This window comes from Marinitoga sp. 1197, assembly GCF_001021165.1.
Classification (GTDB): Bacteria; Thermotogota; Thermotogae; order Petrotogales; family Petrotogaceae; genus Marinitoga.
Genome location: NZ_AZAY01000005.1, coordinates 16133 through 42153, shown reverse-complemented (window position 1 = coordinate 42153; position 26021 = coordinate 16133). Strand labels below are relative to the sequence as shown.

At 27.2% G+C, this 26021-nt stretch carries 40 protein-coding genes and 1 tRNA gene; 13 read left to right on the top strand and 28 right to left on the bottom strand.

Going from position 1 to position 26021, the window contains the following annotated elements:
- Positions 1-14: 14 nt before the first annotated feature.
- Positions 15-200: a hypothetical protein gene (locus X275_RS01235; RefSeq protein ID WP_047267161.1), complete on the bottom strand. Its 186-nt coding sequence runs from the start codon at positions 198-200 to the stop codon at positions 15-17.
- Between the two features lie 447 nt (positions 201-647).
- Here X275_RS01235 and X275_RS11475 point away from each other — a divergent pair, with 447 nt between their 5' ends.
- On the top strand, positions 648-800 hold the full coding sequence (locus tag X275_RS11475) for a hypothetical protein (protein ID WP_156168635.1): 153 nt from the start codon (positions 648-650) through the stop codon (positions 798-800).
- A 7-nt stretch (positions 801-807) separates the two neighbouring features.
- Here the strand turns inward: X275_RS11475 and X275_RS01230 are convergent, their stop codons facing one another.
- From X275_RS01230 to X275_RS01145, 18 genes are all read right to left on the bottom strand, one after another.
- On the bottom strand, positions 808-996 hold the full coding sequence (locus tag X275_RS01230; RefSeq protein WP_047267160.1) for a hypothetical protein: 189 nt from the start codon (positions 994-996) through the stop codon (positions 808-810).
- A gap of 28 nt (positions 997-1024) precedes the next feature.
- Positions 1025-2239: a hypothetical protein gene (locus X275_RS01225; protein ID WP_047267159.1), complete on the bottom strand. Its 1215-nt coding sequence runs from the start codon at positions 2237-2239 to the stop codon at positions 1025-1027.
- A gap of 2 nt (positions 2240-2241) precedes the next feature.
- Positions 2242-3489 (bottom strand): PBSX family phage terminase large subunit, encoded by a 1248-nt coding sequence (locus tag X275_RS01220; protein ID WP_047267158.1) that lies wholly within the window; start codon positions 3487-3489, stop codon positions 2242-2244.
- On the bottom strand, positions 3473-3853 hold the full coding sequence (locus X275_RS01215; RefSeq protein ID WP_047267157.1) for a phBC6A51 family helix-turn-helix protein: 381 nt from the start codon (positions 3851-3853) through the stop codon (positions 3473-3475). Before X275_RS01215 ends, X275_RS01220 begins: the two co-directional genes overlap by 17 nt.
- Positions 3854-4056: 203 nt before the next feature.
- Positions 4057-4131 (bottom strand) — tRNA-Pro (locus X275_RS01210).
- A gap of 131 nt (positions 4132-4262) precedes the next feature.
- Entirely contained in the window at positions 4263-5273 is a 1011-nt protein-coding gene (locus X275_RS01205; protein WP_047267156.1) for a hypothetical protein, read from the bottom strand.
- Positions 5273-5485 (bottom strand): hypothetical protein, encoded by a 213-nt coding sequence (locus X275_RS01200; protein WP_047267155.1) that lies wholly within the window; start codon positions 5483-5485, stop codon positions 5273-5275. The genes X275_RS01205 and X275_RS01200 overlap by 1 nt, the downstream gene beginning before the upstream one ends.
- 154 nt (positions 5486-5639) lie before the next feature.
- Entirely contained in the window at positions 5640-6122 is a 483-nt protein-coding gene (locus tag X275_RS01195) for a sigma-70 family RNA polymerase sigma factor (protein ID WP_047267154.1), read from the bottom strand.
- A gap of 21 nt (positions 6123-6143) precedes the next feature.
- The gene (locus X275_RS01190) at positions 6144-6374 is read right to left on the bottom strand and encodes a hypothetical protein (protein ID WP_047267153.1); all 231 of its coding nucleotides are present in this window, start codon (positions 6372-6374) and stop codon (positions 6144-6146) included.
- A 10-nt stretch (positions 6375-6384) separates the two neighbouring features.
- Positions 6385-6750, bottom strand: a complete 366-nt coding sequence (locus X275_RS01185; protein ID WP_047267152.1) for a RusA family crossover junction endodeoxyribonuclease — start codon at positions 6748-6750, stop codon at positions 6385-6387.
- Positions 6734-6979, bottom strand: a complete 246-nt coding sequence (locus X275_RS01180) for a hypothetical protein (RefSeq protein WP_047265168.1) — start codon at positions 6977-6979, stop codon at positions 6734-6736. The genes X275_RS01185 and X275_RS01180 overlap by 17 nt, the downstream gene beginning before the upstream one ends.
- Before the next feature lie 3 nt (positions 6980-6982).
- Positions 6983-7258: a hypothetical protein gene (locus tag X275_RS01175; RefSeq protein WP_047267151.1), complete on the bottom strand. Its 276-nt coding sequence runs from the start codon at positions 7256-7258 to the stop codon at positions 6983-6985.
- Between the two features lie 67 nt (positions 7259-7325).
- Entirely contained in the window at positions 7326-7751 is a 426-nt protein-coding gene (locus tag X275_RS01170; protein WP_047267150.1) for a single-stranded DNA-binding protein, read from the bottom strand.
- 5 nt (positions 7752-7756) lie between these two features.
- Positions 7757-9037 (bottom strand): replicative DNA helicase, encoded by a 1281-nt coding sequence (locus X275_RS01165; protein ID WP_047267149.1) that lies wholly within the window; start codon positions 9035-9037, stop codon positions 7757-7759.
- Positions 9027-9236, bottom strand: a complete 210-nt coding sequence (locus tag X275_RS01160) for a hypothetical protein (protein WP_047267148.1) — start codon at positions 9234-9236, stop codon at positions 9027-9029. The genes X275_RS01165 and X275_RS01160 overlap by 11 nt, the downstream gene beginning before the upstream one ends.
- Positions 9237-9241: 5 nt before the next feature.
- The gene (locus tag X275_RS11650) at positions 9242-10033 is read right to left on the bottom strand and encodes a hypothetical protein (RefSeq protein WP_052913484.1); all 792 of its coding nucleotides are present in this window, start codon (positions 10031-10033) and stop codon (positions 9242-9244) included.
- Positions 10034-10107: 74 nt separating this feature from the next.
- Positions 10108-10416, bottom strand: coding sequence for a hypothetical protein (locus X275_RS01150; RefSeq protein ID WP_047267147.1), 309 nt, complete (start codon positions 10414-10416; stop codon positions 10108-10110).
- 22 nt (positions 10417-10438) lie between these two features.
- Positions 10439-10627, bottom strand: coding sequence for a helix-turn-helix transcriptional regulator (locus X275_RS01145; protein WP_047265159.1), 189 nt, complete (start codon positions 10625-10627; stop codon positions 10439-10441).
- A gap of 319 nt (positions 10628-10946) precedes the next feature.
- On the opposite strand from X275_RS01145, the gene X275_RS01140 reads away from it, so the two are divergent.
- Positions 10947-11180, top strand: coding sequence for a hypothetical protein (locus X275_RS01140; RefSeq protein WP_047265158.1), 234 nt, complete (start codon positions 10947-10949; stop codon positions 11178-11180).
- A 14-nt stretch (positions 11181-11194) separates the two neighbouring features.
- On the opposite strand, the gene recT is transcribed toward X275_RS01140, so the two are convergent.
- The 5 genes from recT to X275_RS01120 form a co-directional block, all read right to left on the bottom strand.
- A complete protein-coding gene (gene recT / locus X275_RS01135; RefSeq protein WP_047265157.1) occupies positions 11195-12076 on the bottom strand; it encodes a recombination protein RecT in 882 nt (293 codons plus the stop codon).
- Between the two features lies 1 nt (position 12077).
- The gene (locus X275_RS01130; protein WP_047265156.1) at positions 12078-13016 is read right to left on the bottom strand and encodes a YqaJ viral recombinase family nuclease; all 939 of its coding nucleotides are present in this window, start codon (positions 13014-13016) and stop codon (positions 12078-12080) included.
- A gap of 77 nt (positions 13017-13093) precedes the next feature.
- The gene (locus X275_RS10940; RefSeq protein ID WP_052913482.1) at positions 13094-13555 is read right to left on the bottom strand and encodes a hypothetical protein; all 462 of its coding nucleotides are present in this window, start codon (positions 13553-13555) and stop codon (positions 13094-13096) included.
- 14 nt (positions 13556-13569) lie between these two features.
- Positions 13570-13731 (bottom strand): hypothetical protein, encoded by a 162-nt coding sequence (locus X275_RS11465; protein WP_156166116.1) that lies wholly within the window; start codon positions 13729-13731, stop codon positions 13570-13572.
- Between the two features lie 5 nt (positions 13732-13736).
- Entirely contained in the window at positions 13737-13970 is a 234-nt protein-coding gene (locus X275_RS01120) for a hypothetical protein (RefSeq protein WP_047267146.1), read from the bottom strand.
- Positions 13971-13998: 28 nt separating this feature from the next.
- On the opposite strand from X275_RS01120, the gene X275_RS01115 reads away from it, so the two are divergent.
- The gene (locus tag X275_RS01115) at positions 13999-14694 is read left to right on the top strand and encodes a hypothetical protein (protein WP_047265154.1); all 696 of its coding nucleotides are present in this window, start codon (positions 13999-14001) and stop codon (positions 14692-14694) included.
- Between the two features lie 4 nt (positions 14695-14698).
- Positions 14699-15031, top strand: coding sequence for a hypothetical protein (locus X275_RS01110; RefSeq protein WP_047267145.1), 333 nt, complete (start codon positions 14699-14701; stop codon positions 15029-15031).
- Between the two features lie 143 nt (positions 15032-15174).
- Here X275_RS01110 and X275_RS01105 read toward each other — a convergent pair whose 3' ends face one another.
- Entirely contained in the window at positions 15175-15384 is a 210-nt protein-coding gene (locus X275_RS01105; RefSeq protein WP_052913480.1) for a helix-turn-helix transcriptional regulator, read from the bottom strand.
- Positions 15385-15539: 155 nt separating this feature from the next.
- On the opposite strand from X275_RS01105, the gene X275_RS01100 reads away from it, so the two are divergent.
- The 3 genes from X275_RS01100 (at position 15540) to X275_RS01090 (ending at position 16907) form a co-directional block, all read left to right on the top strand.
- Entirely contained in the window at positions 15540-15878 is a 339-nt protein-coding gene (locus X275_RS01100; RefSeq protein ID WP_047267143.1) for a helix-turn-helix domain-containing protein, read from the top strand.
- Positions 15879-15951: 73 nt separating this feature from the next.
- Positions 15952-16674: a hypothetical protein gene (locus X275_RS01095; protein WP_047267142.1), complete on the top strand. Its 723-nt coding sequence runs from the start codon at positions 15952-15954 to the stop codon at positions 16672-16674.
- A gap of 41 nt (positions 16675-16715) precedes the next feature.
- Positions 16716-16907 carry a hypothetical protein gene (locus X275_RS01090; RefSeq protein ID WP_047267141.1) on the top strand — a complete coding sequence of 64 codons (192 nt, stop codon included), beginning with the start codon at positions 16716-16718 and terminating at the stop codon, positions 16905-16907.
- A gap of 101 nt (positions 16908-17008) precedes the next feature.
- Here the strand turns inward: X275_RS01090 and X275_RS01085 are convergent, their stop codons facing one another.
- Both X275_RS01085 and X275_RS01080 read right to left on the bottom strand, forming a co-directional pair.
- Entirely contained in the window at positions 17009-17731 is a 723-nt protein-coding gene (locus X275_RS01085; protein WP_047267140.1) for a phage antirepressor KilAC domain-containing protein, read from the bottom strand.
- A gap of 4 nt (positions 17732-17735) precedes the next feature.
- A complete protein-coding gene (locus X275_RS01080) occupies positions 17736-17948 on the bottom strand; it encodes a helix-turn-helix domain-containing protein (protein ID WP_047265149.1) in 213 nt (70 codons plus the stop codon).
- Between the two features lie 167 nt (positions 17949-18115).
- Between X275_RS01080 and X275_RS01075 the strand changes: the two genes are divergently transcribed.
- From X275_RS01075 to X275_RS01045, 6 genes are all read left to right on the top strand, one after another.
- Positions 18116-18763 (top strand): LexA family protein, encoded by a 648-nt coding sequence (locus X275_RS01075; RefSeq protein ID WP_047267139.1) that lies wholly within the window; start codon positions 18116-18118, stop codon positions 18761-18763.
- An 866-nt stretch (positions 18764-19629) separates the two neighbouring features.
- Positions 19630-20235: a LexA family protein gene (locus X275_RS01065; protein ID WP_047267137.1), complete on the top strand. Its 606-nt coding sequence runs from the start codon at positions 19630-19632 to the stop codon at positions 20233-20235.
- Between the two features lie 73 nt (positions 20236-20308).
- Entirely contained in the window at positions 20309-21415 is a 1107-nt protein-coding gene (locus X275_RS01060) for a hypothetical protein (protein WP_047267136.1), read from the top strand.
- Complete coding sequence (locus tag X275_RS01055) at positions 21378-21734, top strand: hypothetical protein (RefSeq protein WP_047267135.1); 357 nt, start codon at positions 21378-21380, stop codon at positions 21732-21734. The genes X275_RS01060 and X275_RS01055 overlap by 38 nt, the downstream gene beginning before the upstream one ends.
- A gap of 256 nt (positions 21735-21990) precedes the next feature.
- On the top strand, positions 21991-23025 hold the full coding sequence (locus tag X275_RS01050; RefSeq protein ID WP_047267134.1) for a hypothetical protein: 1035 nt from the start codon (positions 21991-21993) through the stop codon (positions 23023-23025).
- A gap of 15 nt (positions 23026-23040) precedes the next feature.
- On the top strand, positions 23041-24699 hold the full coding sequence (locus X275_RS01045; protein WP_047267133.1) for an ATP-binding protein: 1659 nt from the start codon (positions 23041-23043) through the stop codon (positions 24697-24699).
- Between the two features lie 35 nt (positions 24700-24734).
- Here the strand turns inward: X275_RS01045 and X275_RS01040 are convergent, their stop codons facing one another.
- On the bottom strand, positions 24735-25817 hold the full coding sequence (locus X275_RS01040) for a B12-binding domain-containing radical SAM protein (RefSeq protein WP_047267132.1): 1083 nt from the start codon (positions 25815-25817) through the stop codon (positions 24735-24737).
- Positions 25818-26021 lie beyond the last annotated feature (204 nt).

Here is a 26021-nt window from a genome sequence, read left to right as displayed (position 1 = left end):
CGGGGCTAATTTAATCATCCATTCGCCAACTCATATTTTTCAATTTCTATTCCTTCTTCCTTTAAAGGTGCCAATATTTCTCTTAACATCATATCTGGAAACAGTAAAAGTTGTTTTCTTGATTTCAAATCTTTCAATAATAATAATGTTTTTTTCTTTATTTTGGCATCTATCGGTGTTTGATTAACAACTTTGATCATATAATCAACTCTCTCTTCCCAGTTTTTAGCGTTTTTTGTCGTTTGTTCTCCTATGTGTCCTTTGTAAATGATTTGTTAATTTTTCTTGTATTATCTGCTTCCAACCTAAACGACATTATGTCGTTTTGATTTTTAACTTTTTTGTAACTTAAACTCTTTTTATCTCCTCCTCTTTTAGGTTATATACTCTTTGAATAATAAAAAATAAAGCCCCGGAGGGGCAAATAACAAAAAAAGGGGATGACTTTATGGATTTTTATAAAAAAATTAGTAGGATTGTCGATGTATCTCTTGCTAAAATACCTGAAAGGGTTAAATGCCCTATTTGCGGAACAGAGTACATAGAAAATTTTAAAAAAAATTTATCGTTCTGAAACCACAACATGTCCGCTTTGCCATTCAGAAATAAAATTAAACTTTGTATCAAATTTAAACATTGAACAATTTATGATTGATGCTTTAAAACCTACATTTGCATTAGATGTTTTAGAATCCGGCGATGATAGTATTTTTGAACTTGTAAATTTATTTGATGAAAATGGAATAATTGATAAACTTGCTGAAACAGTTACTAATTTAATTGAAAACTCTAAAAAGTAAATTTCAATCATGAATCATTTTGAGAACTAACAATATAATCTGAAGATAACCTTGTTTCATAGGTTATCTTCTTTTTTTCTTCTTTTGTTTTAATTTCAAATTCAATATTTTCAACATCCTTCTCTACTAATATGTCATAAATTTTACTCATAATACTTTTAAACTCTTTCCTTTTTAAATTCATTTTAATTTCCATTATTCATATCTCCTTTCTAAATGTTTTTTCACCATCCTAATGGATTAGCTTGATTTTCTTTTTCTAAATTTTTCATTTCTTTTTCAGCATTATCAATTATTCCTTCTTTTTCTAATTTTTCTAATTGCCACTTTTTACTTAAAATCCCAGAAGCTTTAATAACTTCATTTATTACATCATCGAAATCACGTGGAGTTATTGGTTCAAACTCTATTTGCGTTTTTATTTTTTGATCAAATATCAACCAACTTATTAATTCATTTAATTCTTCTAATCCATTTTTTAAAGCTCCTCGAGCTAAATTAATATGTGAACTTATTTCTATTAGTTTCTTTTCCAACCCAGGACCGGTAATCTGCCCTCCAGCTTTTAAAATTTCCATTAAAACTATCTCTGGAAAAAGTTTTTCGATTGTTTTATTAATTTTATCCTGTTGTACTTGTATTCTTTCAGCCATTGCTCCATTGGATTCAAGGATGTTCAATCCTTTAGAATCTCTTGGATAATGTAAAAACTTTCTTATTTTTCTTTTATCTTTGCTAATAATTATTTTTGTTTCTTTGTTTGTCTGCTGTTTTGCCATAAAAGATTCGCCTAAATCATCATAAAGAATTGGATCCGCATGTAAATCAAAAAGAACATCAAGATATGACTCATATAAGTTTAATCTATCCTGTAATCTAATTAATCTAATTATTCTATAATTCTCATTATCAATTCTTACAAAAGGGATCCCGTCATATAAATTTGGTTTTCTCTCTTCTTTATCCCCTATTTTAATTATTATTTCTTCTTCAGTAAGAATCTTCTTCGTTTGTATTTTTTTACCTTCAATGAAAACTTCGCTTTGGATTTCAACTTTAACTATTTCATTAGCAACTTTTTCAATTGAAACAGAATTTGGATGATGGAGTATTATTTTTGTCCCTAAAACTTTATCTGCTGTATCTTCAAGAACTGCTTCCAAATTTACCTGATTATATAAGAAAAAATGTTTTGCAATTTCATATTTTAAAGTTTGCATGTTGTTATTTTCCCATATATTCCAAATCTGATCTACCTTATTTTTTTCACTACCATCACCAACAAGAAAAATTTTTTTCTGCATTGTAAGAGCAATTGACATAATAATAAATTTTGGAATGAAATTATATAAAAAATCCACATCTTCTTGTCCATATTCAAATTCATCTTTAAACATTGAGTCTAATAATTTAAAATCTATTTTATCATGAAATCTCATTTTCACCACTCCATTTCTTCTTCTATATATGTATTTTCTATAATTTCATCTTCAATACCATATCTAATAGCATCAATAGCATGATTATCTTTATCCTCCGGAATAGGTAATGCTTCTCCATTCTTATTTTCTTTCCACTTATGTACAGTAAACTCATTTATAGTATTTTGACATTTTGGATCTATTATTATTTCCAATTTTTGTAAAAATTTATATCCTGTTTCTAAACTTCCTTTTCCTTTTTTTGCGCCACGTGCATTTACGCCGTATTTTCGCAATTCTTGTATAGATTTTGGCTCCGCACTATCACAAGTAATTAATTCACTACCAATTTTTTCTTTGATTAATTTAGCTAATTCTTCATTATCCAATCCAGTCGCATATATTTCATCTAAAATGAACAGTCTATTTCTTTTCCTATCAAAACTCATTCTTATAAATGCAGCTGGATCATTTGCAAATCCAAAGTCAAGACCATTAATATACCTATCAAAATTATATTCAGAAGTATCTTCCACTTTCCAATTCCTGAAAATAACATTACCTAAAATTCCCCAATTTCCTTCAATATAAACATTTCTATAATATGGATCAGTTTCACTCTCAATTCTTTCAATATCATCAATAGTCAAAAATTTATTATTTCTATACGTTGTTTTTAATATATACAAATCTTTTTCTTTGCTAATAAATTCTTCTTTGCCATCAACCCATCCCTGAAAAAATTCTTTGTAAATCCAATGAGTTTGATATATAGGATTAAACATCAAAGTAATTCTTTTTTTTACATCACTTTTACCCCTTAACCTCTTAGTTAATTGTTTAAACGCATCGTATCTTATCTCAGTGGCTTCTTCAATTATTATGTCTGTAATTACTCCTTTAGCTGGTGTAATTGACTTTAGTTTTTCAACATCATCAAGTCCTGCAAATAATATTTGATTACCATTAAATGCTGTAATTGTCATCTCAGATTTATTTATCTTGAAATAATCTTTTAGATTAAAATTTGCTATTCCTTTAAGAACTTCATTAAAAGTAGAATGTCTATTTGTTCTCGCAACATTTCTAACAATAAGGAAATTTCTATTAGAAGTTAAAACATCTAATATTGTCCTCTGCCCTAAAATAAAAAAAGATTTCCCAGAAGATGCCCCACCAAAATAAATCTGTGTTCCAAAATTATTTTTCAAATTTTTAAAATATACATCATTAAATATCTTTTCAGGATGTTTAATCCTCAGAATCATTTATCTCATTCCCATCAATTACAAGTTCAAAATTTCCAGAGAATTGATGTTTCTGAACAAATTCATTTTCTTTTTCATAATACAATCTCATTGCAGAAACGTCACCTTTCATGATCTTTTTTAATAAAGCTTTATTTACAATATTCTTGCTTCGTTTGAAAAATTCTTCTGACTGTTTATTAAGTTCTTCCACAAACTCTTCTTTTTTGAACCATTTGTATAATGCTGTCTCACTTATGCCTAGTTTAGCAGCAATTTCTTTTTTTGTATAATCTTTTTCTATATCTAGTAACATTTCAATTGCTCTCTGTTGTCTTTTGGAAATCCCTTTTTTATTAACTTTTCTCAACTCTTTTCTTTTCATTCACCTCACCTCTCTCATCTCCTCATTTAAAATAAAAACAATCAATATAATAATTTAAATTAGTATAATTCTGATTAGTATAAAAAATCCGGCACTCACTAACACCTTAAAGAGATCAGCACATTTAAATAGCACCGTCTCTTTAAAGCAGGAATGCCGGTAAAATGCCGGATTGTGCCGGTATTTATTTCAAGGAGGGATAATGGTCAGGATAGCAGGATTCGAACCTGCACCTCCACATCCCAAGTGTGGAATGCTACCATTAACACCATATCCTGTCGTAATTGTTACAGTGCCGAAGTCTGTCGAAAATTGTCAATGTTTGTCGAAATAATAAAAAAAGGAGCCGATTAAGGCTCCTACCCATGGGTCTGGTTTTTTTTACCGTTGCCCCAGTAACAACGTAATATTAGATGATTACATCAAGTTTATATATACGAATCGTATTATGATTACTTACTTTGATTTCTTTTTTTGGGTAAGAACTTATTTCTTTAATTTCCTTTTTTATTTCTCTAAAAACCTTTGAAGAATATTCATTTTTATAACCTCCACTTATTAAATATATTGTAGTAAAATTATTTTTTATGAGTTTTTTTATTCTCTCTATATATGGTTTAGCTTTTCCTTTTTCCCATGTATTATCACTAGCTACTAAAATAATTGCAATTTTAGAAAAATCCGATTTATATTTTAAATTTACTCTTTCTCCATGATCTTTTGTAGCTATATCATATAAAAAGTTTAAAAATTCATCAAATTCTTTTTCGAAATTTATTTCCTCAAAATATCCATCAGGTGAAAGTTTTCCCATTCTTTTTATTTCAGGGAAAAATATAGAAAACAATAATCCATTCTTTCTTATATTGCTATATTTATCAATATATTTCTTATATTCTTGTTTTCTTGCTTTTAAATTTATTTCATCATGTATTTTTTCTTCAACTCTTTTTTGTCTAGCAAGATGACACAAAGTTTTTGCAATATAATCTTCTGAACTGTCTTTTTGATGATTATTTAAATATATTTTTATTCTTCCTAAAATATATTCTCGAGCATATCCTTTGAATAGAATCTTAACATTTTCACTAATTTTTTTATTTTTAGATATTTTAAAAATTATTTGTTCTCCTTCATAATCAACATCCGGATCACCGTTTTCTATTAATTTTACTTTTACATCATTAGGCTTCGTATCGAAAAAAGACATTTTTTGAATCTCTTTAATAGCAAGATTCATATTAGATTTTAAAGCTCTATGATATGAAGATTTGCTACGAAATATATTTGCGATGAAATTATTAATTGAATTTTTAATAATATTCCAAAAACCATTTATTATCATTCCTAAAATAAAAGTGATAATAGAAATAAGAATAGAAGTTTTATTTTGAATAAAAAAGTTTATAAATTTATCCATCAAATACACTCCTCGCAAATTACATATAGTTTATTATTTTTAATTTTTATAGCTCCAATTTTATTAAATCCAATATTTTGCTTACAAATAGAACAAGTATAGATATAATTAAGAGGATCTTCAATCCTAAATTTCTCTTTTAAAATTTTAACCAAATCTTCATCAAAAGTTATATTTAATATATCTTTTGGTTTTTTTCTAAAAAAAAACATATAATCAACTCCCTAAGACTATTTTACACAATTTTATCAAAATAATATTATATTTGTCAAGAAATAAAAAAAGAGCCTGTTAAGGCTCCCCGTAAGTATAGTATCCCATCATAACAAATTATACCATATTTCGTTAACCAAAATCAAGAAAATACTATATATTGTTGTGTCTTTTTATTTTCCTTAATGAATTCTTAACAATTTTATAAACACCAACTTTCGACATATTCAGTTTTTCACCTATTTTTTCATAAGAAATTGTTTTGTAGTATTTTTTATCTTTTTCAAAATCATGATTAATATATCTCCAAAAAATCACTTTTTTTTCATGCGTTGTAAGTAGTTCTAACCACTCTTCTACAACTTTGACTATTACTAATGCATCTACAAATTCTTTAGGAATCCCATCCTTTATCATTGCGTTGAAATCTTTTATTTTTAAAGCACCAAAACTTTTAATTTTTCCAAATTCATCACTTTTAAATTTTTCTTGCACATGTATTTCATCGTCATAAAAATCAAGATTAACTTGTTTGCCCATAATTTTTTGCAATGCGGGTTTATACTTTTGAAGTATCAAAATTATATCTTCTTCTGTAATTTGCACTTCTTTAAGAATATCAACTATAGAATTCATAAAATTATCACACACCTTTGACTATATTATCGCAGGTTTCTTTTTACCTTCCTTCAAAATTTTTGTATCAGCCTTAAATTCTACATGTATAATTACATCGTGGATATTTGAAAGTTGTATTAAATTATCATTTTCATCCGTGAGGATTGGATTTTTAGAATTTAATACTGTTAATAATCCAATCCCATCTTTTAAATCTTCAACATAAATTTGTTTTAAATGTCGTGAATTAAAAAAACTATATTTTTTCATACTTTCCCTCCTATCGTTCCCAAACTATTATTGTTTTTTCTTTGCCTGTTATTTTAGATGTTGTTGATATATCTATGTTTCGATCATTCTCAAACACAATACCTTCCAAAGCATCAATGAGGATTTTTAACAAATTATTTGGATCTGGATGCCTGCGATTTTTAAAATGAAATTCAAAATGTAATTTATAAAATTTCTTGTCATTTGGAAATGGATTAACTTTATACTTTCTTACAATCTTTAAAGCCTTATAAGCTGCATATTCTTTGAATTCTTTCGCTGTTCTTGTCATATACATCCCATATCCATTTCCTCTTTTTTTATACGCATGATTTGTTGATGGTGGAATACAATCCAATTCAATTTTTAGCTTCAAGTTTATCCCTTCTTAGTTTCATATTTTCTGCGAATAATTTAGCATTTTCATTTGATAATTCTTTTACTCTCTTCTTCAATTTTTCATTCAAAGAAAATTGTTCAGATAACTTAAAATTCAATCTCAAAATATCATCTTCAAGTTCGTTTCTTGCTGAAATTGTAAGTAACGATAATATTAAAAAACCAGCAAAAACCCCCACAATAAAAGTAAGTAAAAATCCAAACATTTTTCACACCCCCATATATCTTGCAGCATCGAACATCAATCTATCAAAACTTTCATTTCTCACTTCATGTTGAATTTTATTTCCTCTATAAATATGTAAAACATATTCATCACCTATTTTCTTTAATATAATTCTTGTGAATCTATCCATTAAAGAGATCAAAATTTGTTCATACTGCATATCTAATCTAGATGGCATTGTTTCATACAATTGTGGTCCAAATCTTTCAAATGCACTTGATAAATATTGAGAAGCTCCGTCTGTTCTAACACTTCCCATCATCTCACCCCCGTAGATCCGAATCCTTTTGCACCTCTGTAGTAAAATCTAATCATTATCTCCCTCCTCAATCAATTGGATAAAATTGTGGTATATCATCTGAATTTAAATCAACCTTTTCATCTATATTTCCAAAAGGTTCTTCAGGTTCAATTATCTCAACATTTTGTTGTTTCTTTGATTCCATGAATTGTAATGTATTAGCCCATATTTCAGCTCTTTCTCTGTTATTTCCATTGTTATCTTTCCATTTATTTATTCTCAAAGAACCTTCAATAAGAATCAATAATCCTTTTTTCAAGTAATTTTCAGCAAATTCAGCTCTTTTATTAAATGCAACAATTTTTATAAAATCCACAGTTTTGTTATCCCCATAACCTCTATCTACAGCAATATCAAAATTAGCGATTTTTTCACCTGTTGTTGTCATTCTAATCTCAGGATCACGCGTAAGCCTTCCTACTAAAATAACTCTATTAAATGAATATGCCATGTTTTTCACCTCACCAATGCAAGATCAAAGAAATGAGAATATTTCCCAAAAAAACCTAATTCGATTATCCCAGTTCTTCCATTTCGATTTTTACCAACTATAACCTCCATCTTTTCAGCTTTATCTGGTTCTTCTTCATAATTACCTTTTTTATATCGCTGGTAATATGCTGGTCGATATAGAAAGAGAATTATATCCGCATCTTGTTCGATTGCTCCTGAATCCCTTAAATCCGCCATTAATGGACGTTTATTTTCTCTATGTTCTACTTGACGGGACAGTTGAGATAAAAGAAAAATTGGAATTTTAAGTTCAACAGCAAGAAGTTTTAACTGTCGTGTGATCATCCCCAATTCTTTGACAAGTTCAGTTGTTTTGGCCATAAGCTGTAGATAATCTAAAAATAGTGCTTTTATTTTGTATTCTCGTTTTAATTTTCTAGCCAATGACTTTACACTTTCTATCGTTAGATGTGTTGTATCTCCAAGAAGAATTGGCGTATTTCCATGTTCTTTTAAAACTCCTTGGATTATTTGTTGTTCCTTTTGATTTAAAAATTTATTTTCAATTTTCTGATAATCTATGTGTGTAAATGAAGCTATTATTTTATCTCTTAAATTCTTTTGTCCCATCTCTAAAGAAAAGAACGCAGAAGGATTTCCGTTTTTTGCCATATTGGTTGCAATATTAAGAGCAAATGTAGTTTTTCCCATAGAAGGACGACCTGCGATTATAACTAATTGCTCCGGTTTAAATCCGCCTATAAATTTATCTAGATCCGTTATTCCTGAAGGAATACCATTTATTTTTCCCTGCAATGTCAATTCTCTTACTTGTTCCAATTCATCCCAAAAAGTTGAAATACTCTCATTAAAGGTTTTAAAAGGTCTTTCGGTGATTATATCAATACCCAATATTTTTTGTTCAACATAGTTCAAAACCTCATAAATATTATTATTTTCCAGATTTTCATTAATTTGCTTTGTTAAATCTTTCAATTGCCTTTTTATACTCTCTTCCTTAAGTTTCTTTACAGCATTTTCAAAATTAAATATAGGTGGAATACTATCTATAAGTTCATCTAAACTCTCAGGCTTTATTTTTAAATCATGAGATGCAGAAAAGATATCAATTGGTTCATTGTTTTCAAGTTTATTTTTAAGATATTCGAAAATCAATCCTAAATTTTGATTTGAAAAGTCTTTTTTGTTTATGGTAGACACATCAACAGAATCATCAAGGAACATATGTCCTATTATCCAACGTTCTAAATCTTCAACTCTCATTTTTCCACTCCCAAATTTTATTGTCCATAAACGCAAGTAATTCATCATCGCACCATTTTACTTTTAAAAACAAACTTCTGAAAGTCTTATATTTAACTAATATTTTCTTCTTTAAACCTTCTGCTTTTCTGCCATAACTGTTTGAATATTTTAAAAAAAGGTCTATAAGATCATCAAAAATTTTGTTTATATCAATCATTACTTTCACTCCTTTGGAAAAGTTATGTAGTAATCTTCTTCTTTTTCTTCCTTCTCTTCACGATTTTTATATTTTCCTTCAATTACTTTTGCAAAATTATTTGGTCGTATCAACCATTCAAAATCCGCAAGAAATGGAGTTCTTCTACCATAATCAACACGACCTGTTAAAAAATCACTTTTTTCTACGCTTTTAAAATAATCTTCCCAGAATTTCAAATCCGGATGTTCTTTCCAACGAGCATTAAGATATTTTTTTCTTGTTTCTGTTAAAATCCTTACTTTCGGTAAAGAAGGACAGTACGTATGATACAATTCAACCAGTTTTTGATACGGTGTTGGCGGTGGCCCTTCAACTTGTTGAGGGACTATATTATTCTTTTCTATATCTTTTTCTATATCTATATCTATATCTATATTATTATTCGCGGGTAGCGTCGCGGGTAGCGTCTGACCTAGCGTCTGACCTAGTGTCTGACTTAGTGTCGCGGGTAGCGTCTGTATATCGGACACTGGAATATAATATTTAGCTAAATCATTTCGGTTTTTACCTTCTTTGTAATCTATTAATCCCAATTGTTTTAATTTATTCCTTGCTCTATAAAAAGTATCTTTTTTTAGACGTGATTTATCCATCAAGGCTGAAGCTCTAAGTTTTACCCAATCTCTCTTGCCCGTTACTAACCAATATTCATTTAGTTCATCTAACAGTGCAAGAAACAAGAAACCTTCTTGTGCATCTATGGGTAAATATCTTAGTTGCTTCCAAAACCAACGGATAAAATCAACATATGTCATAAAATCACCTCTTCGAAAAATATATTATTCGTTTATTGCTGCGACATTTATTAACTTGTCAAAGAGCTTTCTTTTTAATCAATTAAATCTTTAAATACAGGACCAAATTCATAAAAAGTTGAATAATTTGAAGTCTCAATATAATCAATAAAACCTTTTTCTCTTAGAGTCCTTTTGATTAATTCAAGCTTTTCCTTATTCCTAACTATTTCGCGCAAAGAAGTTGAAGATATTACACATTCTAATTTTCCAGTTTTTAGCCATGTTTCATAAATGTTATATTCAACATAAGAAAATACGACAAGAGTTTCTATTTCCAAATTTAATTTTCTTCTCATTGCCATAAATCTATTTATTATTTTTTCAAAATTATCTTTGGTCATTATCTCACTCCTTTCATTTTTTTTATTTAATCAACTCATCTACAGAAATTTCTAAAATTTTTGCAAGTTTAATCAGTTTATCAAATGTTGGTTTTCTTCTTCCTGTTTCCCAATGCCCAATAGTTTGATAAGTTACTCCAATTTTTTTTGCTAAATCTTTTTGCGTCAATCCTTCTGATTCCCTTAATTTTTTTATGTTTTCAGAAAACATAACATTCACCTCATAATATTTACAATTTATTAACGATATATGGTATGTTTTTTTACACAATACTACTATATGTAGTGGTATAATAAAATTGGGAGTGCAGATATAATTCTAAAATTTATTTAATTTTCAATGAAAGGAGGTGATATAATGGCCAAAACAAATAAAGGGAAAAAGATAGTTCCAGTTAAATCTTATACCCGTAAAAAAAATGGTAAAATTGAAAAAGTACGTGGTCATAGACGTTCTACTCCTAATTAATACATCCTGCACTCCCAACATTTTATCCCACCAACTTAATACACTGAAAGGAGAAGATATTATGGTAATTGAAAAAAGAGTGTTTATTTCTTTTCTGACAGATTATTATTTTCAAAAAGCCAATGTTGAGAAAAAAGGAAATATTGTTAATGAATGTCAAAATTATTTGGAAGAATTATATTTAAACACTCCTGTTTTAAAACATTTCAGTCTTTCAGATAATATTTCTTATTTAAAACAAATTGGGGAAGAAGACTACATTATTTCTATGATAAAAAAGCTGTGTAATGGCTAGGGGAAATCTCCTAGCTATTCTTCAAAAACCTTTAATACTTTTTTATTATCCAATTCAGTTTCGTTATTTTCAGTTGCTTCGTTATTTTCAGTTCCAATATCTTCAACAAGAACTGGAGTTTCCCAATCAGTTTCATCTGGAATTTCTAAAGCTATATCTTCTGCTATTTCTCTTTTTGTAGTTTCATCAGCAGTTATGGCTTTTTGTATTTCGATACTTAATGGTAAATATTTACATAATTGCTTAATTACTGTTTTTTTAGCCATCGCATCATAATCCGTAACCCATGGTCCATTATTTGGAGATTTGCTTCTTTTTCTTATTTTTTCAATATCTTCCTTTCCCATAACCAGAAAATCATATTCGCCTGTCTTATACTTTGCTACAGCATAATATGCATAAGCTTCTCCTCTGTTTTTCAATGCTGGCTTGTGTTTTAAAGTTAAATTTATTCCATACTCATATTCAAACTCATCATTTTCGCAAACCTCATGTGCTTGTATCGTTTCAATTTCTCCTGTTCTTCTTACTAATTCAAGCAGTCCTTTATATCCAATTTGAAATTGCACTTCATATGATCTTGTCTTTGAAGAATAATAAGGAATAAAATAAGCATGTCCTAGAACATTTGGCTCTAATCCTAATTGTGCCGCCTGAAGAATAGCACCAACTAATGAAGGTAAGGAACATTGTAAAAGCTTAGGATTTTGTCTCATTGTAGTTAAAGCAACTCGGGCTAATCTTTCTGAATCCATATGTTTTGGTAAAGCTTGTTGAAGTTCTTTTGAATGCTTTCTTAAATAATCTTCTATTGATACATAATTTTTTTGTATAGGGGAAATTGCTTTATTATTTCCATTTTTTAATTTATCTTTAATTTGTTTTGTATTTGCCATATTATTTAACCTCCTTAATTTCGAATTTTCTATAAAAAGTTTCTTTTATATATTTTTTATAAAGATCATCATGTTCTTTTTTAAATTTCTTTGTATCAAATCTGCTTGATTTTATATTTTTATAAGATAAAATATATGTTCCACATTTTGCTTTTTCATTCTCTCCAATTAATTGTTTAAGCCTGTTATCGATTGCTTTAATATTGCTTTCTAATTCTTTCTTTTGTTTGTCAAGTTCTTTTCTTCTTTCAATGAATTCAACATTTTCATCTGGCAATACTACTTCTGTTCCTTCAATTGCATTCGGATACATATATTTAAGAATTTCTTCAGCATCTTTACTCCCATCCAAAACTGGTGGCGTTCTATCTTCAACCATTTTCCAAAATTCTTTTTCTTTCTCGATAAGTAAATCTATTAATTCCTCGTCTCTTTCAATTTCTTTATATAGAAACTTATTACCACCTATTAATACTGCTATATATGCTTTTTCTGTACCAGTAACAGCCATATAATGCTGAACTTGAATTATATACTCTTGGGGAACTTCATCATCTTTCCATTCTTTTTCATTCCATTGGGAAGTTGTTTTACATTCTAAAATCGCATTCTCTCCAACTACTCTTCTGTCAATATTTGCAATCATAAAATCATATTCCGGATGTTGTAATATTGCATTCACACGTCTTACTTTTTTACCAGTTCGTTTTTCAAATTCTTTAGCAACTAAATTTTCAAGAATTCTACCCCAATACATTCTTTCATTATCTTCTACTTCCGGTGCTTCTCCTATCTTTTCAAGATATACTCTTAAAGGGCTTTTATATCTATTCAATCCAACAATTGCTGCTGCATCTGATCCACCAATTCCTTTCATTCTTGACTTCTTCCATTCTTCGTAACTGATTTCTTTTGTGTTTAAAAGTTTTTCAGTTTTCATTTTTCTCCCTCCTATTATTTTTTATTTTTTTGTGGTATAATATAAACGGAATTGTTTTTAATCCCTTAATCCACTGCTCACACTGTTCCCGCGGTGTGGGCGTTTTCTTTTAGGGGTAATTTCATTAATCTCGATTGTTCTTCTTTATACTTTTTAATTCCTTCTTTTATCTTCCATTTTTGATATGGACCTTTGATATCATAAATTTGAAGATACCCATTCGATTTTCTATTTTCTTTTTTAATTTGAATTGATCTAAGTTGAACTTTTATTATAATTTCATCTTGTTTCATGTCTACAAAATTTAACATTTTTAAAGCTCTCCGTACTCTGTCAATAATCTCATACTTACTATATTCTTTAGTGTTTTCTAAAATATTTTTCAATACCTCAAAAGCTTCATTTTCTTTCTCTTCAAGATCATTGTATTTTTGAAGATCGATTAATATAAAATCACTGTTGGCAATACTGTTGGTGTTTTCTTGGATTAGATAAGCAACCGGGACTTTTGGAATCGCTACTTTTCTTATCTTCCCCATTTTCTCCCCTCCTTTTAGCAATTTGAATTAGATACTCTCTTGTTTTCTTGTTTTTGTAAAGAAACACTCCTAGTGGGTGTAATTTTTCCATTTTTCTCGTCCTCCTCATCTAGAATAAGAAATATTTTCGCTAATCTCATAAATTTCTCTTTATTTTTTTCTTTAGAAGTTTCCATTTGTGTCACCTCCATTCTTCAAAAAACTCTTTTAGCAATATTGGCAATTCTTTTTTTAATGAATTTACTTCAATAATTTCCTTATTTAAATCCAAAGTAATGTGAAAATCAAAAGAATAACCAGCTTTGAACCCTTCAATGAATATATATTTTACTAAATCTGGAGTAAATTCATTTAATTCTTCAATTTTTTTAATTTTTGTGTTAAAATATTGTTGTAAGAATTCATCCAATTTCAAAAAAAATCACCTCCAAGGGGGAATGAAAATGAATCTTAAAGTATTAGAAAAAAACGGCATGTTTTTTGATAATGTTGTATTTCAATTGAACTGGTTTAATCCTAGAATAATTGATAAATCTGGAGAAATTATTTCAAATTTGAATGATACTATTGGTCCATTTAAAATTATTGATGGTGGAATTAGTTTTGTTTTTAAAAAATATGAAAAATTCGAAGGACTTTTCCATATTCCTAAAGCTTGGTTTAGAATGAGTAAATTAGACAGCAATCATAATTTTGAAACATTTAAAAATCAATCATTTAAGATTATTTCTGAAAGCATAAAACATGCCGATCCAGTTAATATCAAAAGTTTCGGAACTAGAATCGCTTTAATTTATTCTTCTGAAAATATTAGAGAAAAAATTGCTAAATTAATACCTTTTGAAATAGAAAGTGCTAAAGGTAATCTAGACTTTCCAAAATTACAATGGAAATATGTTAATGAAAAATACAAAACTAACTATAGATTAACTCAAAACATTCAGATGTATTATGGAAAACAAAATGAAAATAACAAACGAGACGATTTGCCTGATGAAGGTGTTGTAATAGATATAGATTGTATTATTTTTAGAAATGATAATAAAGATTCTAAAACTACTGATTTTAAATCTGAGATTAATGGTGTATTTGAATTATTTGATAAAATAACTACTGAGTTAGTAGAGAAATTAGGGTGATAGTATGTATTCGAATGATTATAACGACACAACAAACGGGGGAGCCCCAAACTATAGTATAGAGGAAGAAAATCAAACAACTTTAAAAATTCCTGTTGAAACATATATTAAAAATGAAATAAGCCATATAAAAGAAATTCTTGATAAAGAGATTCAATATATAAATAAATTATTTGCAGAAAAATTTAAAAATCTTGAAAACAAAATTACTGAAATAATAGTCAATACTCAAAATGATAAAAATAGAAATTTTACTTTAAAGATTTCTATTCTTAGCGCTATTATCGGAGGCATAACTTGGCCAATAATAAGCTTTATATTAAGCTTAATTAAATAATATAAAAAATAAACTTTTAATATTTCAAGGTTGCCTTGTGCAACCTTTTTATTCACTTTCCAAAGAACCTGCATCATTTTACTTCTGTTCTGTTATACTAAATTCGAAGAGTTCTTCTCTGAAAAAGATAGAAACTTAAAAACTTATATTTTTAAATGTTCATATTCTTCTGGGAATATTTCGTCTAATTCGCAGTCTAAAGCTTTTGCTATTCTTCTTGCTATTGGTATTGTTGGGGCTCTTTTTTCTTGTTCTATAAAAACAATGTGAGCTTGAGAAACTCTTGAACGTTTAGCTAATTCTCTTGTTGTTAATCCTCTTAATTCTCTATAATATTTCAAATTGTTTCTCAACAGAATCACCACCTTTCTTTTTCGTTTCTTATAGTTATCATATCATATTTTACAAAAGTTATCAATTAAAAATAAGTAACGTTTCTTTTAAGAAACTATTGACTTTTTAAAATGCTTTTGATATGATTACAATAGTAAAATAATGAGGTGAAAATATGTGTTTCTCTGAACGACTAAAACAACTTAGAGAAGAAAAAGGAATTTCTCAAAGGCAGTTAGCTCGTGATCTTAATTTTTCTTCTGCCGCTGTTTCTTTATATGAAGCTGGGCAAAGAGAACCTACTCTAACCGCCTTAGAAAAATTGGCTAAATACTTTAATGTTTCATTGGATTATTTAACTGGTTTGTCTAATAAAAATAATGAACTACCAGACTTTGTCAAAGAACAAATTACAAAAATCGATGAATTGAAATCATTGAAACTTTCTGAAAAATTAGAAATTATCGGTAATGAATTAATCGATATTTCTAAAAAAATTAAGGATTTTGAGTAAATTATTTTTTGAAAATTTAATCGGGGGACAATAATGCCTTAATGGCAAAAATCATATAAAGGGGATGATTTTTATGGAAAAAAGTGTTCATAATATTTCAGCTAGTTTAATTGCTAAATTAGTTAATGAACCTGTTACCAGTTATGAAAAACTATATAAAAAATTTAAAGAAGGAGTTAAATTTGCTCCACGTGCTTATTCAGTTTTTTTTGATTCTGTTGAAAAGATGATTAATGGAATCCAAGAATCTGAAATATATGATTTTCTAAATTCAGCTAATTATATTAATCACAAGTATATTGATTGGAAAAACAAAAATATAGAAACTTTTACTAAATTTGCAAATTTTCTTAAATCAAAAAAGTGGGAAAATAAGTTGTTCTTATATAAAGGAAATACATTGAAAATTCTGTTTGAATATGGAAATGATTATGAAAAAGGCGTATGTATTAAATTAACTCCACATTTTGTATTAAAAAACAAAAATAAAAAATATTTACTATATACCATTCCATCTTCAAAAAAAATTTGGAAGTCGGATCACGTAAAAGCTTTGTATGCTATTGGTACAGAATTAATAAAAGAAAACAACCTTAAATATGATGGTTTTTATGTTTACCATATTTCTCAAGAAATGCTTGTACATAACATTGGAACCAAAAAGCTATTCAATAAAGTAAAAATGAATGCTAAATACTTTGCTATTAGTGTTCTAGATAGAGCTAAAAAAGAAAAAGTTCAACGTATCATTTCAATAGCCGAAGAATTTAATGGTTTTGATGAATTAGAATTTTAATCTTAATTTTTCAAACAAATTATTAAGGAGGTATTTTTTTTATGCAAATTTATAAATGTCCAATTTGTAAAAATGGTGATTTAGAAATTCAAAACGGAGACTTTTTGATACCCATTGATAATCAAAAAAAAGGTGAACTAGTTAAACCTATGGAAGGTATCAAAGTTAAAATAGCTATTTGTAATAATTGTGGAGCTATTATGCATTTTAAATTTGATGAAAATCATAATTAATTAAAAAGTTTAAGAAAATATTAAAAATATTAACAAAGTAGTTTTTCAACGGTTGCCTTGTGCAACCTTTTTTTTATTCACTTTCCAAAGAGCTTTTGGGCTTATATAAATTCAATTTCTCTTTTTAAAATTTTTCTGATCCACTCAAGACCTTTTGGTGTAACTAAAGTTTGGACTTTTACTTCTTCAAAATCTGTGTGTTTAATTGTATATGTTCTTAATTTAAAATATCCTCTATCTACATATTCTTGATAAGGCTCGTTGTTGTTTCTTAAAATTCCTTGCATTCTTAAAAACTTAAATAATCTGTTTCGTCCCCAGTTTAATAATTTTGCAACTTCTGACATTGTGTATTTGCCTTCTGTTGAAATCAAATCATCAAATGCTTCTGCTTTGGGTTTCATTTGCTTATTTTCTGCTTCAAGAGCTTGACGTTCTTCCTCTACTCTTACTAATTCTTTTAATGCTTCAAGATAATTTTGCGGTAGTTTTGGTGTTTGTATTTTTTTATATCGCTTTTCAACTTCAATAAAATATTTTCTGAACATTCTTCCTAATTCGTTATTTTCAACCATACATAATTCTTTTGCCATGTCTAGTGAAATGTAATATTCTTTTTTTAATACATTTTGACGTTCCCCGATTTTGGTGAGCGTTAAAACGTAATCAACACCTTCAACAAATGAATACTTTTCTATTCTTTGTTTGATCCATGTACTAAAATCCCTTCCAACCTTCAACTTTTTGTGTAATTCTCTCGCATTTACTGTTTGAATTTTTTCTTCACCAAAAATTTTTTCGCTTATAGGAATAAGTTCTCTCATTGCATCACCTCCTCGCTAATGGTTTATCATTAAAATCGAAAAGTTCTTCCACAGTCGTTCCGAGTGCTTTGGCTATTTTTTTTAGTGTTAAAATTCCTGGATTTTTAAAAATACCATTTTCTATTCTCGCAATAGTTGACTCAGCCAAATTCGTCTTTAAAGATAGTTCTTTAATAGTTAATCCTTTTTTGTTTCTTATTTTTTTTAAGTTATTCATTAAACCACCTCCTGTTTTCGCTATGTTTCTTATACGATATGGCGCATTCGCTATTCAGTGTTATTATATCGCGTTTTGGCTATGGTGTCAATTAAAAATATGTAAAAATAGTGTTACGATTGCGTATTCGCGTATATATTTGATATAATAAATTCGAGGTGAGATTTGTGTCTGAAAAAAAAGATTGGTCAGTAATAGGAAAAAAAATAAAAGAATTAAGACAACAAAAAAATATAACAGCTGAGCAATTAGCTCAAGAAATCGGCTCTAGTGTTTCAACTATTTTTCGTATTGAAACCGGGCAAGAACCTAGAGCTTTGAACTTAGCAAAGATCGCAAAAGCTTTAGATGTCTCTTTAGATTGGTTAATGGGGTTAAGAACAACAGAAGATTTAAATGAAAAAGAGAAAATACCCATAGAAGATATTAATAATAATTTAAAACGCATTCCTGTTTTGGGTGAGATATCTGCAGGTTCTGGTGTTGATCCTATTGAAAATATTATTGATGTTATATATATTCCTGAAAAAAGAAATGTAGATTTTGCTTTAATGGTTAGAGGAAATTCTATGTTACCAAAATTCAAACCTGGAGATTTAGCTCTTGTTGTTAAGCAACCATACCTTGAAAATGGAGAAATCGGAATTATCGCTATAAATTCTGATCAAGCTGTTATAAAAAAATATTATAATTATGGCAATAAAATACAACTGATATCATTAAATCCAGAATATGAACCAATTATAATTACCGGAGAACAAATGAAAGATATTCATATTTTCGGTAAGGTTGTTGGAAAAATTAGCTGGGAGTAAAAAGTTAAAAACTAAAATTAGGCGATTTAAGGCTATCAAAAAAATTTTTATATAATAATTTACATAAAACGTATTTTCTCTTCTTATATGAAGAGATAGACGTCGAATTTTTCGTTTTTTTTATATAGTACTACCCCATTTTTTCATTTTTTTATTCGGCAGAAAAATTTTATAAAAAAAATAGCATTAAAAAAAAGATTTTTTATACGAATTTTTTCTAAAAAAATTAAAAAACATACGTCCAAAAAAAGAAAGAAAAAAAAAGAAAAAAAAGAAAAAAAAGAACCAAAAAAAAGAAAAAAAAAGAAATAAAAAAAGCATATATTATATATATATTTTTTTATTTTTTTTATTTTATATAATATATAATATAATAATATATAATATAATAATATATAATATAATAATATATAATAATATTTCTTTCTTTTCTTTTGTTTCTTTTCTTTTCTTTCTTTGCAAGAAAAAAAATATCGGCGAAGTGCCGTTCTAATAAATGACACACCACTTAGAACAGCACCTATAACAGCAACACAACAGCATCGCAACCGAAATGATTTAATGAGTTATTATATTCCAGTGTCCGATATACAGACACTACCCGCGACACTAGGTCAGACGCTACCCGCGACACTAAAAATGTAACTGGTTCAAAAATTGAACCTGATAATAAACCAGTTATTGAACCAGATGCCGAACCAGTTCGTGAGCCAGTTATTGAACCAGATATTGAGCCAGTTGTTGAGCCTGTTCATGGATGCAACGGAACATGAAACGGAATATGAATTGTAGTATTACTTCAAAAAAATAAAGTGGTAGGGAAATACGAGAAGTGGGAGTGAATTTATAATATTTAAGGGGTGGCGATGTTAAAAGATAGATTAAAAAAATTAAGGCAAGATAAAGGATTAACTCAAGAAGAATTAGCAAAAAAATTAAATATAACAAGAAAAAGTATTTCAGCTTATGAAACAGGTAGAGCTACACCTTCACCCGAGATGCTTAAAGTAATAGCTGAATTTTTTAATGTAACAACAGATTATCTTCTAGGAATAGATGAAGATAAAAATAAATTTCCATCTAATGCTATTCCAGCAAAATTTATTCCTGTCGTAGGTAAAGTAAGTGCGGGAAATGGAATTTTAGCAGATGAAAATATTTTAAATTATTTGCCTGTGCCTCAAAATAAAGATGTTGATTTTGGATTAATCGTTGAGGGCGATTCTATGGAACCAGCTTATAACAATGGCGATTATGCTTTAATAAGAAAGCAAACGTCTTTAGATAATGGGGATATAGGCGTTTTTATAATAAATGGAAATGATGGCATTATTAAAAAATTTTATCAATTCGATAATAGTATTCATTTAGTAAGTCTTAATACTAAATATGAACCAATTGTAATACCCAAAGAAGAATGGGATGAATTTATAATTGTTGGTAAAGTTGTCGGGAAAATTGTATGGGAGTAAATTCTCTTTATGATCTCATGCGTTTTTTAATACAATAAGTGATCATATTAATTCAAATAATGTGAGGGATGTTATGGAAAAAGAAAATAATACTACTGTTCCTTTAATTTCCTTTAAATATAGATTAAAAGCTATAAATAAAAAAGATAATTTAATTACAAACAAAAATGCTTATAAACTTCTTAATAAAAAAGAACTTGAAGATATTGAATCAAATATATTTGAAAAAGAAAAAAATTTAGAAATTGAAAAAATTCAAATATTTTTATATCCTATAGAAAAGTATATTTTAGATTTTTCCAAAAATTCAATTCCTGATTTAAAAGATAAAATTAATCAAACTTTTTTAAGTAACTCTGAAGAAATTAAGAATGATATGAAAATCGGAGAAAAGTTTTTTCGTTTGTTGGATATATTCTTCCAAAAACTTGACCCACCAGAATCAAATGAGTTTAAAACAGAAATATTATCTGAAAACAAAACTCCTGTAGAGATAAAATTTGAGGTAATTTTTAAATTATCTTTTTATATAACTAAAATTCCATTTTTCCCTAAATATGAAGAATACTTAAATGATGAAAAACTAAGAAAAAAAATTAACTATATATCAACATATTCTTTTTTAGGAAAAATTTCTAATGGAAGCAATGAATATTATTTATTTTTAATAATGCCATATTTTAGAGAAACCATAACAATAAATAAAGAAATTGCCAACTCAATATTTTCTACCATTTTAAATACAAATATTTCTTTTAACTATATTGATAATAGAACTGTTATGGAAAAATTCATTGACAACGATTTACTAACTTTATCTAACCATTTTTATACAATTGAAAAATTCGGAATTGTTCCTAAAATAAATGCAAACGGATTTAGTTTTAATAATACAACAGGGAAATATAATAAAGTTGCGAGAATTTCATATTCAGGACTTGACATCGTCGGTTCACTAAATATCGCACAATTGAAAAAAATGATTTCATTTAAAAAAAGGGGGCTGGGAGGCGAAATATTCGGTGATTTTAAAATTATTTATACTTGCAATAATAAAAAAATTGATGTAGAATATAAGAAAGACTATATTTTAATTCATTCACATTTATCAAATTATTTAAAGGGCTGGGAGGCGGTTAAATGTGTTATCCAACGAACAATGGAAGCCCATAATCTATAAAATACTACAAAGATTTAAATATAATGATTATATAACCGTTAGCGGATTATTCCCTTATGTCGTGAAAAATTGGATAACCTTAACAAAGATACTTGATTTTATGGAAAACGAAAAATTAATTAAAAAATTATATTTATTCGAATGTCCAGTATGTAATTTTAATGAAATATTGGACAAAGAAGAAAAGTTTCACGAATGTCAAAATTGTGGTAGCAGTATTAATAATGATAATATAAAAACAATTTTTGTAATAAATAATAAAACTGAATTGGAAAAATTAAAAAAGAAAGTTAATTGGTTGGATTATTTGTTAAATTAAAAAAATGAAAATGCATCAAAATCTTTATTATATCTTTTTTCATTTTTTACTCATGGAGTTGATTATTATGTTTAATAAAAAGAGCATTTTTAAATTTAATAATAATATAAATCAAGCGAGACCTTAGCGGTCTCGTTTTTTATTTACATATCTTAGATATATTAATTTTATGTTAAGGAGGGATGTGAAGATGTACTAAATATAAGATATTTTCAAAATATTCTAATATTCTATTTTAAAAAAGGGGGAATAGATTTTGGATATTACAATAGTAAATTCTATCTCAAATTTTAAAAAAAGTATTGATATTATTAAAGCTGATATTACAAGAAATACAGAAGAAATAAATATTATTTCTGGATATTTAGAAAATGCTGAAGATGAAACCAAAAGCGATACAATCATAAAACAATTATATGAAAAAGATACTTTTACTAAGCTTGAAAATAGTGATATGCCGATTTTTTTAAAATACTTTGTGGACGGGACAGTAGAATCGTATTTTTGGGGATATGAGAGAAAAACAGGATTTCCTGTAGTATTAGCTCAAATTGGAGTAGGAATATTAACATTTCATGAGAAAAAAATGCATTATAAAAATACAGACTATATTTTGAATTATTATTTTAAATTAAAATTTTTATCAAAAAGTATTAAGCCTGTTAACCATGTTTCAATATATAAAATTGAAAAGGAAGATATAGATACTTATGATAGAAATGAAATTGCAGGGAAAATTAAATCAGAAATGCATAATTTTGAATTAGAAAAAATATTATCTTTAGTGTCAAATCAAAATATGAATAATCATGAATTAATAATTTTAGATGGCACTCTGCAAAACGAAAAGTTTCACGCTAATTTTGAAAAATTAAAAGGAATTAAAATTATAGGTGTTTCTAAACATTTTTCTAAAAAAGTAAAAATTGAAAATCATAGCTATATATCTTCTTATTTAATAAGTAATAATAACAGATTTAAAGCTGGAGTAAGAACACCCATATTTAACCTTGATAATAAAATATTACTTTGGTATTTAAGATTATATGATAAGGGATTAAAGGATCCGCTGGAAGGAATCATAAAAATTGAAATTCCTTATAATGACGAAATTAAAGACTTTCCCGAAGTACAAATTATTTCATTAGCAAATTCAATTTCTGTAGAATTATTAAAATTCAGATGTCCTAATATATATCCGGATAAAAGATGGAGTGTTCATTTATACCCAGTATATTTAACAGAAAAATATATAAAAAACAAATTAATACCAAAATATTATTTTTTATAATAAGGAGGGATATTGATGAAAAATAATAAAGGTAGGTATATTGGAGTAGTATCTTCAATTATAAGTTCGCCAAATACTTTTGATAGATTTAAATTTTGGCTCGACGGAAGAGAGGATGTAAAAATTAATTTATTTGATATTTTAACAGTAGAAGAAGATGATGGAAATAAAATTGTTGGAACAATTTCAGAAATAGAAAATTATACAGATGCAGATAACCATATGTCTAATTTTATTTCTAATGATTTTGGTAATGTTAATATTCGAAATTCAATAGAAAGAATTTCAACAACAGTTGTTACTGTAGAAGTACTGTATTCATATAATGATATATATATGCCTCCTAAAAATGGAAGTAAAGTTAGATTTGCAACGCCAGAAGAAATAAATGAAGCTATTTCAGGCGTTGTGAAAGATGAAAACAATAAATTAAAAATCGGAGAAATAAAAATGACAAATGGAGCAATAGTAGAAGTGTTTAATGATTTAGATTATATTTTAGGCAAGGAAGGGGCTCATATAAATATCTCTGGGATATCTGGATTAGCAACTAAAACATCTTATGTAATGTATTTATTAAGAGAAATAGCAAAGAAAAATTTAGAAACAGAGGAAAAATTGTTAGTAATTCTTTTTAATGTGAAAGGTGATGATCTACTTAAAATAAAAAATGATTATTTCCCTAATGAAACTAAAATAAAATATTATATACATCAAGGAAGTCCACAAAATATAAAAATTTTAGAAAATAATAATCCTTTATACGAATATTATGAATACACATTTTATGATGCAGTAGATTATCTCGATATTTTATTTTCAAATATTCAAGACAACAGTAAAACTATTGATTCCATAGTGACTGAATTAAAAGAGTTTAAAAATTGGGTTTTACCTTCCAATAATAGTATGAAAATTAAATATACACTAAATAAAGAATTTAATTGGAATGAATTACAAAAATACTATAACGAATACTTAAAAGGTAAAAGTACTTGGGTAAATGGAATAAAATCAGCATCAATATATGCATTCATTAGACATTATAATAGATTATATAAAAAAGGAAAAAATATTATTTTTGAAGATTATTCTGAGAATCATCAATCAATTATAGAAAAAATAACAACAGTTGCAATAAATAATTTTAAAAATAATAAAAATTTAATTATTTCTATTGATATTAATAATTTGCCGGAAGAAATACAAGGCTTTGTAACGGGTTCTGTAATTAGAGAAATATATTCACTGAAAGAAGAAATACAAAATTCTATAAACTCAGAAATGAAAACTATTATATTTGTAGATGAATTGAATAAATATGCTCCAAACTCTAAATCAATATCTTCTTTAACAGAATCATTAATTGAGATTGCAGCTAGAGGAAGAAGCTCAAGAATTTGTCTTATTGGTGCAGAACAGTTTAAAAGTAAAGTTCATACAGAAGTTACTGAAAATTGTTCGACTTTAGTGGTTGGAAGAAGTGGATCTTCTGAATTAGCAACTTCTGCATATAGTTTTTTATTACCAGAAGAAAAAAAGATTGCCACATTTTTGAAAAAAGGTGAACTTATAGTAAGTTCACCTATTTTTAGAAAAGCAATAAAAATTAGCTTTGAAGACCCTCAATATTATGATAATTCAAATGAAACAGAAAATAATGCAATAGATTAATAGTTATTTTTTAAATTTTACAAAAAAATAAAAACTTATTTTTTCACATAAGTCATAAATTCTTCAAAAGCATTATAAAAACTAGATGCATTTAATATTTTCTTTTTCATACCTTCGTGGGGCACAAATGCCCCACTATATCCTATTACTCGTCGTGCTCTAGGAATTGCATCTAAATATTCTTTATTCCAATTTTCAGATATAAATTTATTTTTTTCAAGAGCATCTAAAGGTTCATATCTCATAGGATATGCTACTACTCCCAGTTCCATTAAATCTTTGAGTCTTTCAAGAAAATCTTCGGGAGTATCATTGAAATTGTATAAAAGGTATACTAAGATTTTTCTACCATTAATACCTGCTTCTTTCATAAAATTTACAGCTTTATAAATTATTGGCTTATATGAAATATGATCATAAGCAATCCTAATCATTTTTGTTTTTAATTTAGAAAGTTGATTTGCAACTTTAGAATTGATAAGGCGTGCATCAATACCTTGATTGAAATCTACATATTTTTTTGTTTTTAAAAGATATTCATAGATATCTTCCCAATGTGGTGAAGCTAAAATATTATTATCCCAAAAAATTATTTCTTTATGTTTTGGATGAATTAAATGGTCAATTCTAATTTTTGATTTTAAGGATCCTTCTATTAAAGGCACGGCACAAAAAGGGCATTTCCTAATACAACCTCTTGAAGAAAATAATATCGATTTATTCCAATTTTTTACATAATCATCATCCCAATCTGGTAGCAAATCTTCTACTTCCGGTAAAATACCTGAATGAATTATTGCATCTGGATAATTAAATTTTATATGTTCTTTAGTTTGATCATTAAGTTGCGAAAAAATACTTATGTAAATTCCTCCCATATGAATAGGTGTTTTGGGACAAAGAAATCTATAAAAATCATATGCTTTTTTTACACTCTTCCAAGAATATGTAAAAAGTGAAGTAATATATATTTCATCAGGTTTAAATAAAATTTCACCTTGACCACGGATATATTGAACATTATTTCCTAATTTTTTATGATATGCTCCTATTTTTAATAAACCTAAAGGTGGAAATTTTGTGTAATATTTTGGTTCTATCAATAAAATATTTTTCATAAAATCAACTCCTCCATATTAATTATACCTCTTTTATGTTAAATGGATCAACAACTTTATTGTAACTATTGTTTTAATTTTTTGTATTTTTTACCAAATTAGAAATTATTAATTAATATAACTATCTTTATATATAAAACGACATAAGATGACATTTTTTTAATTTTAATTGATTTGTAAAGAAATAAATGATATAATGAAGGT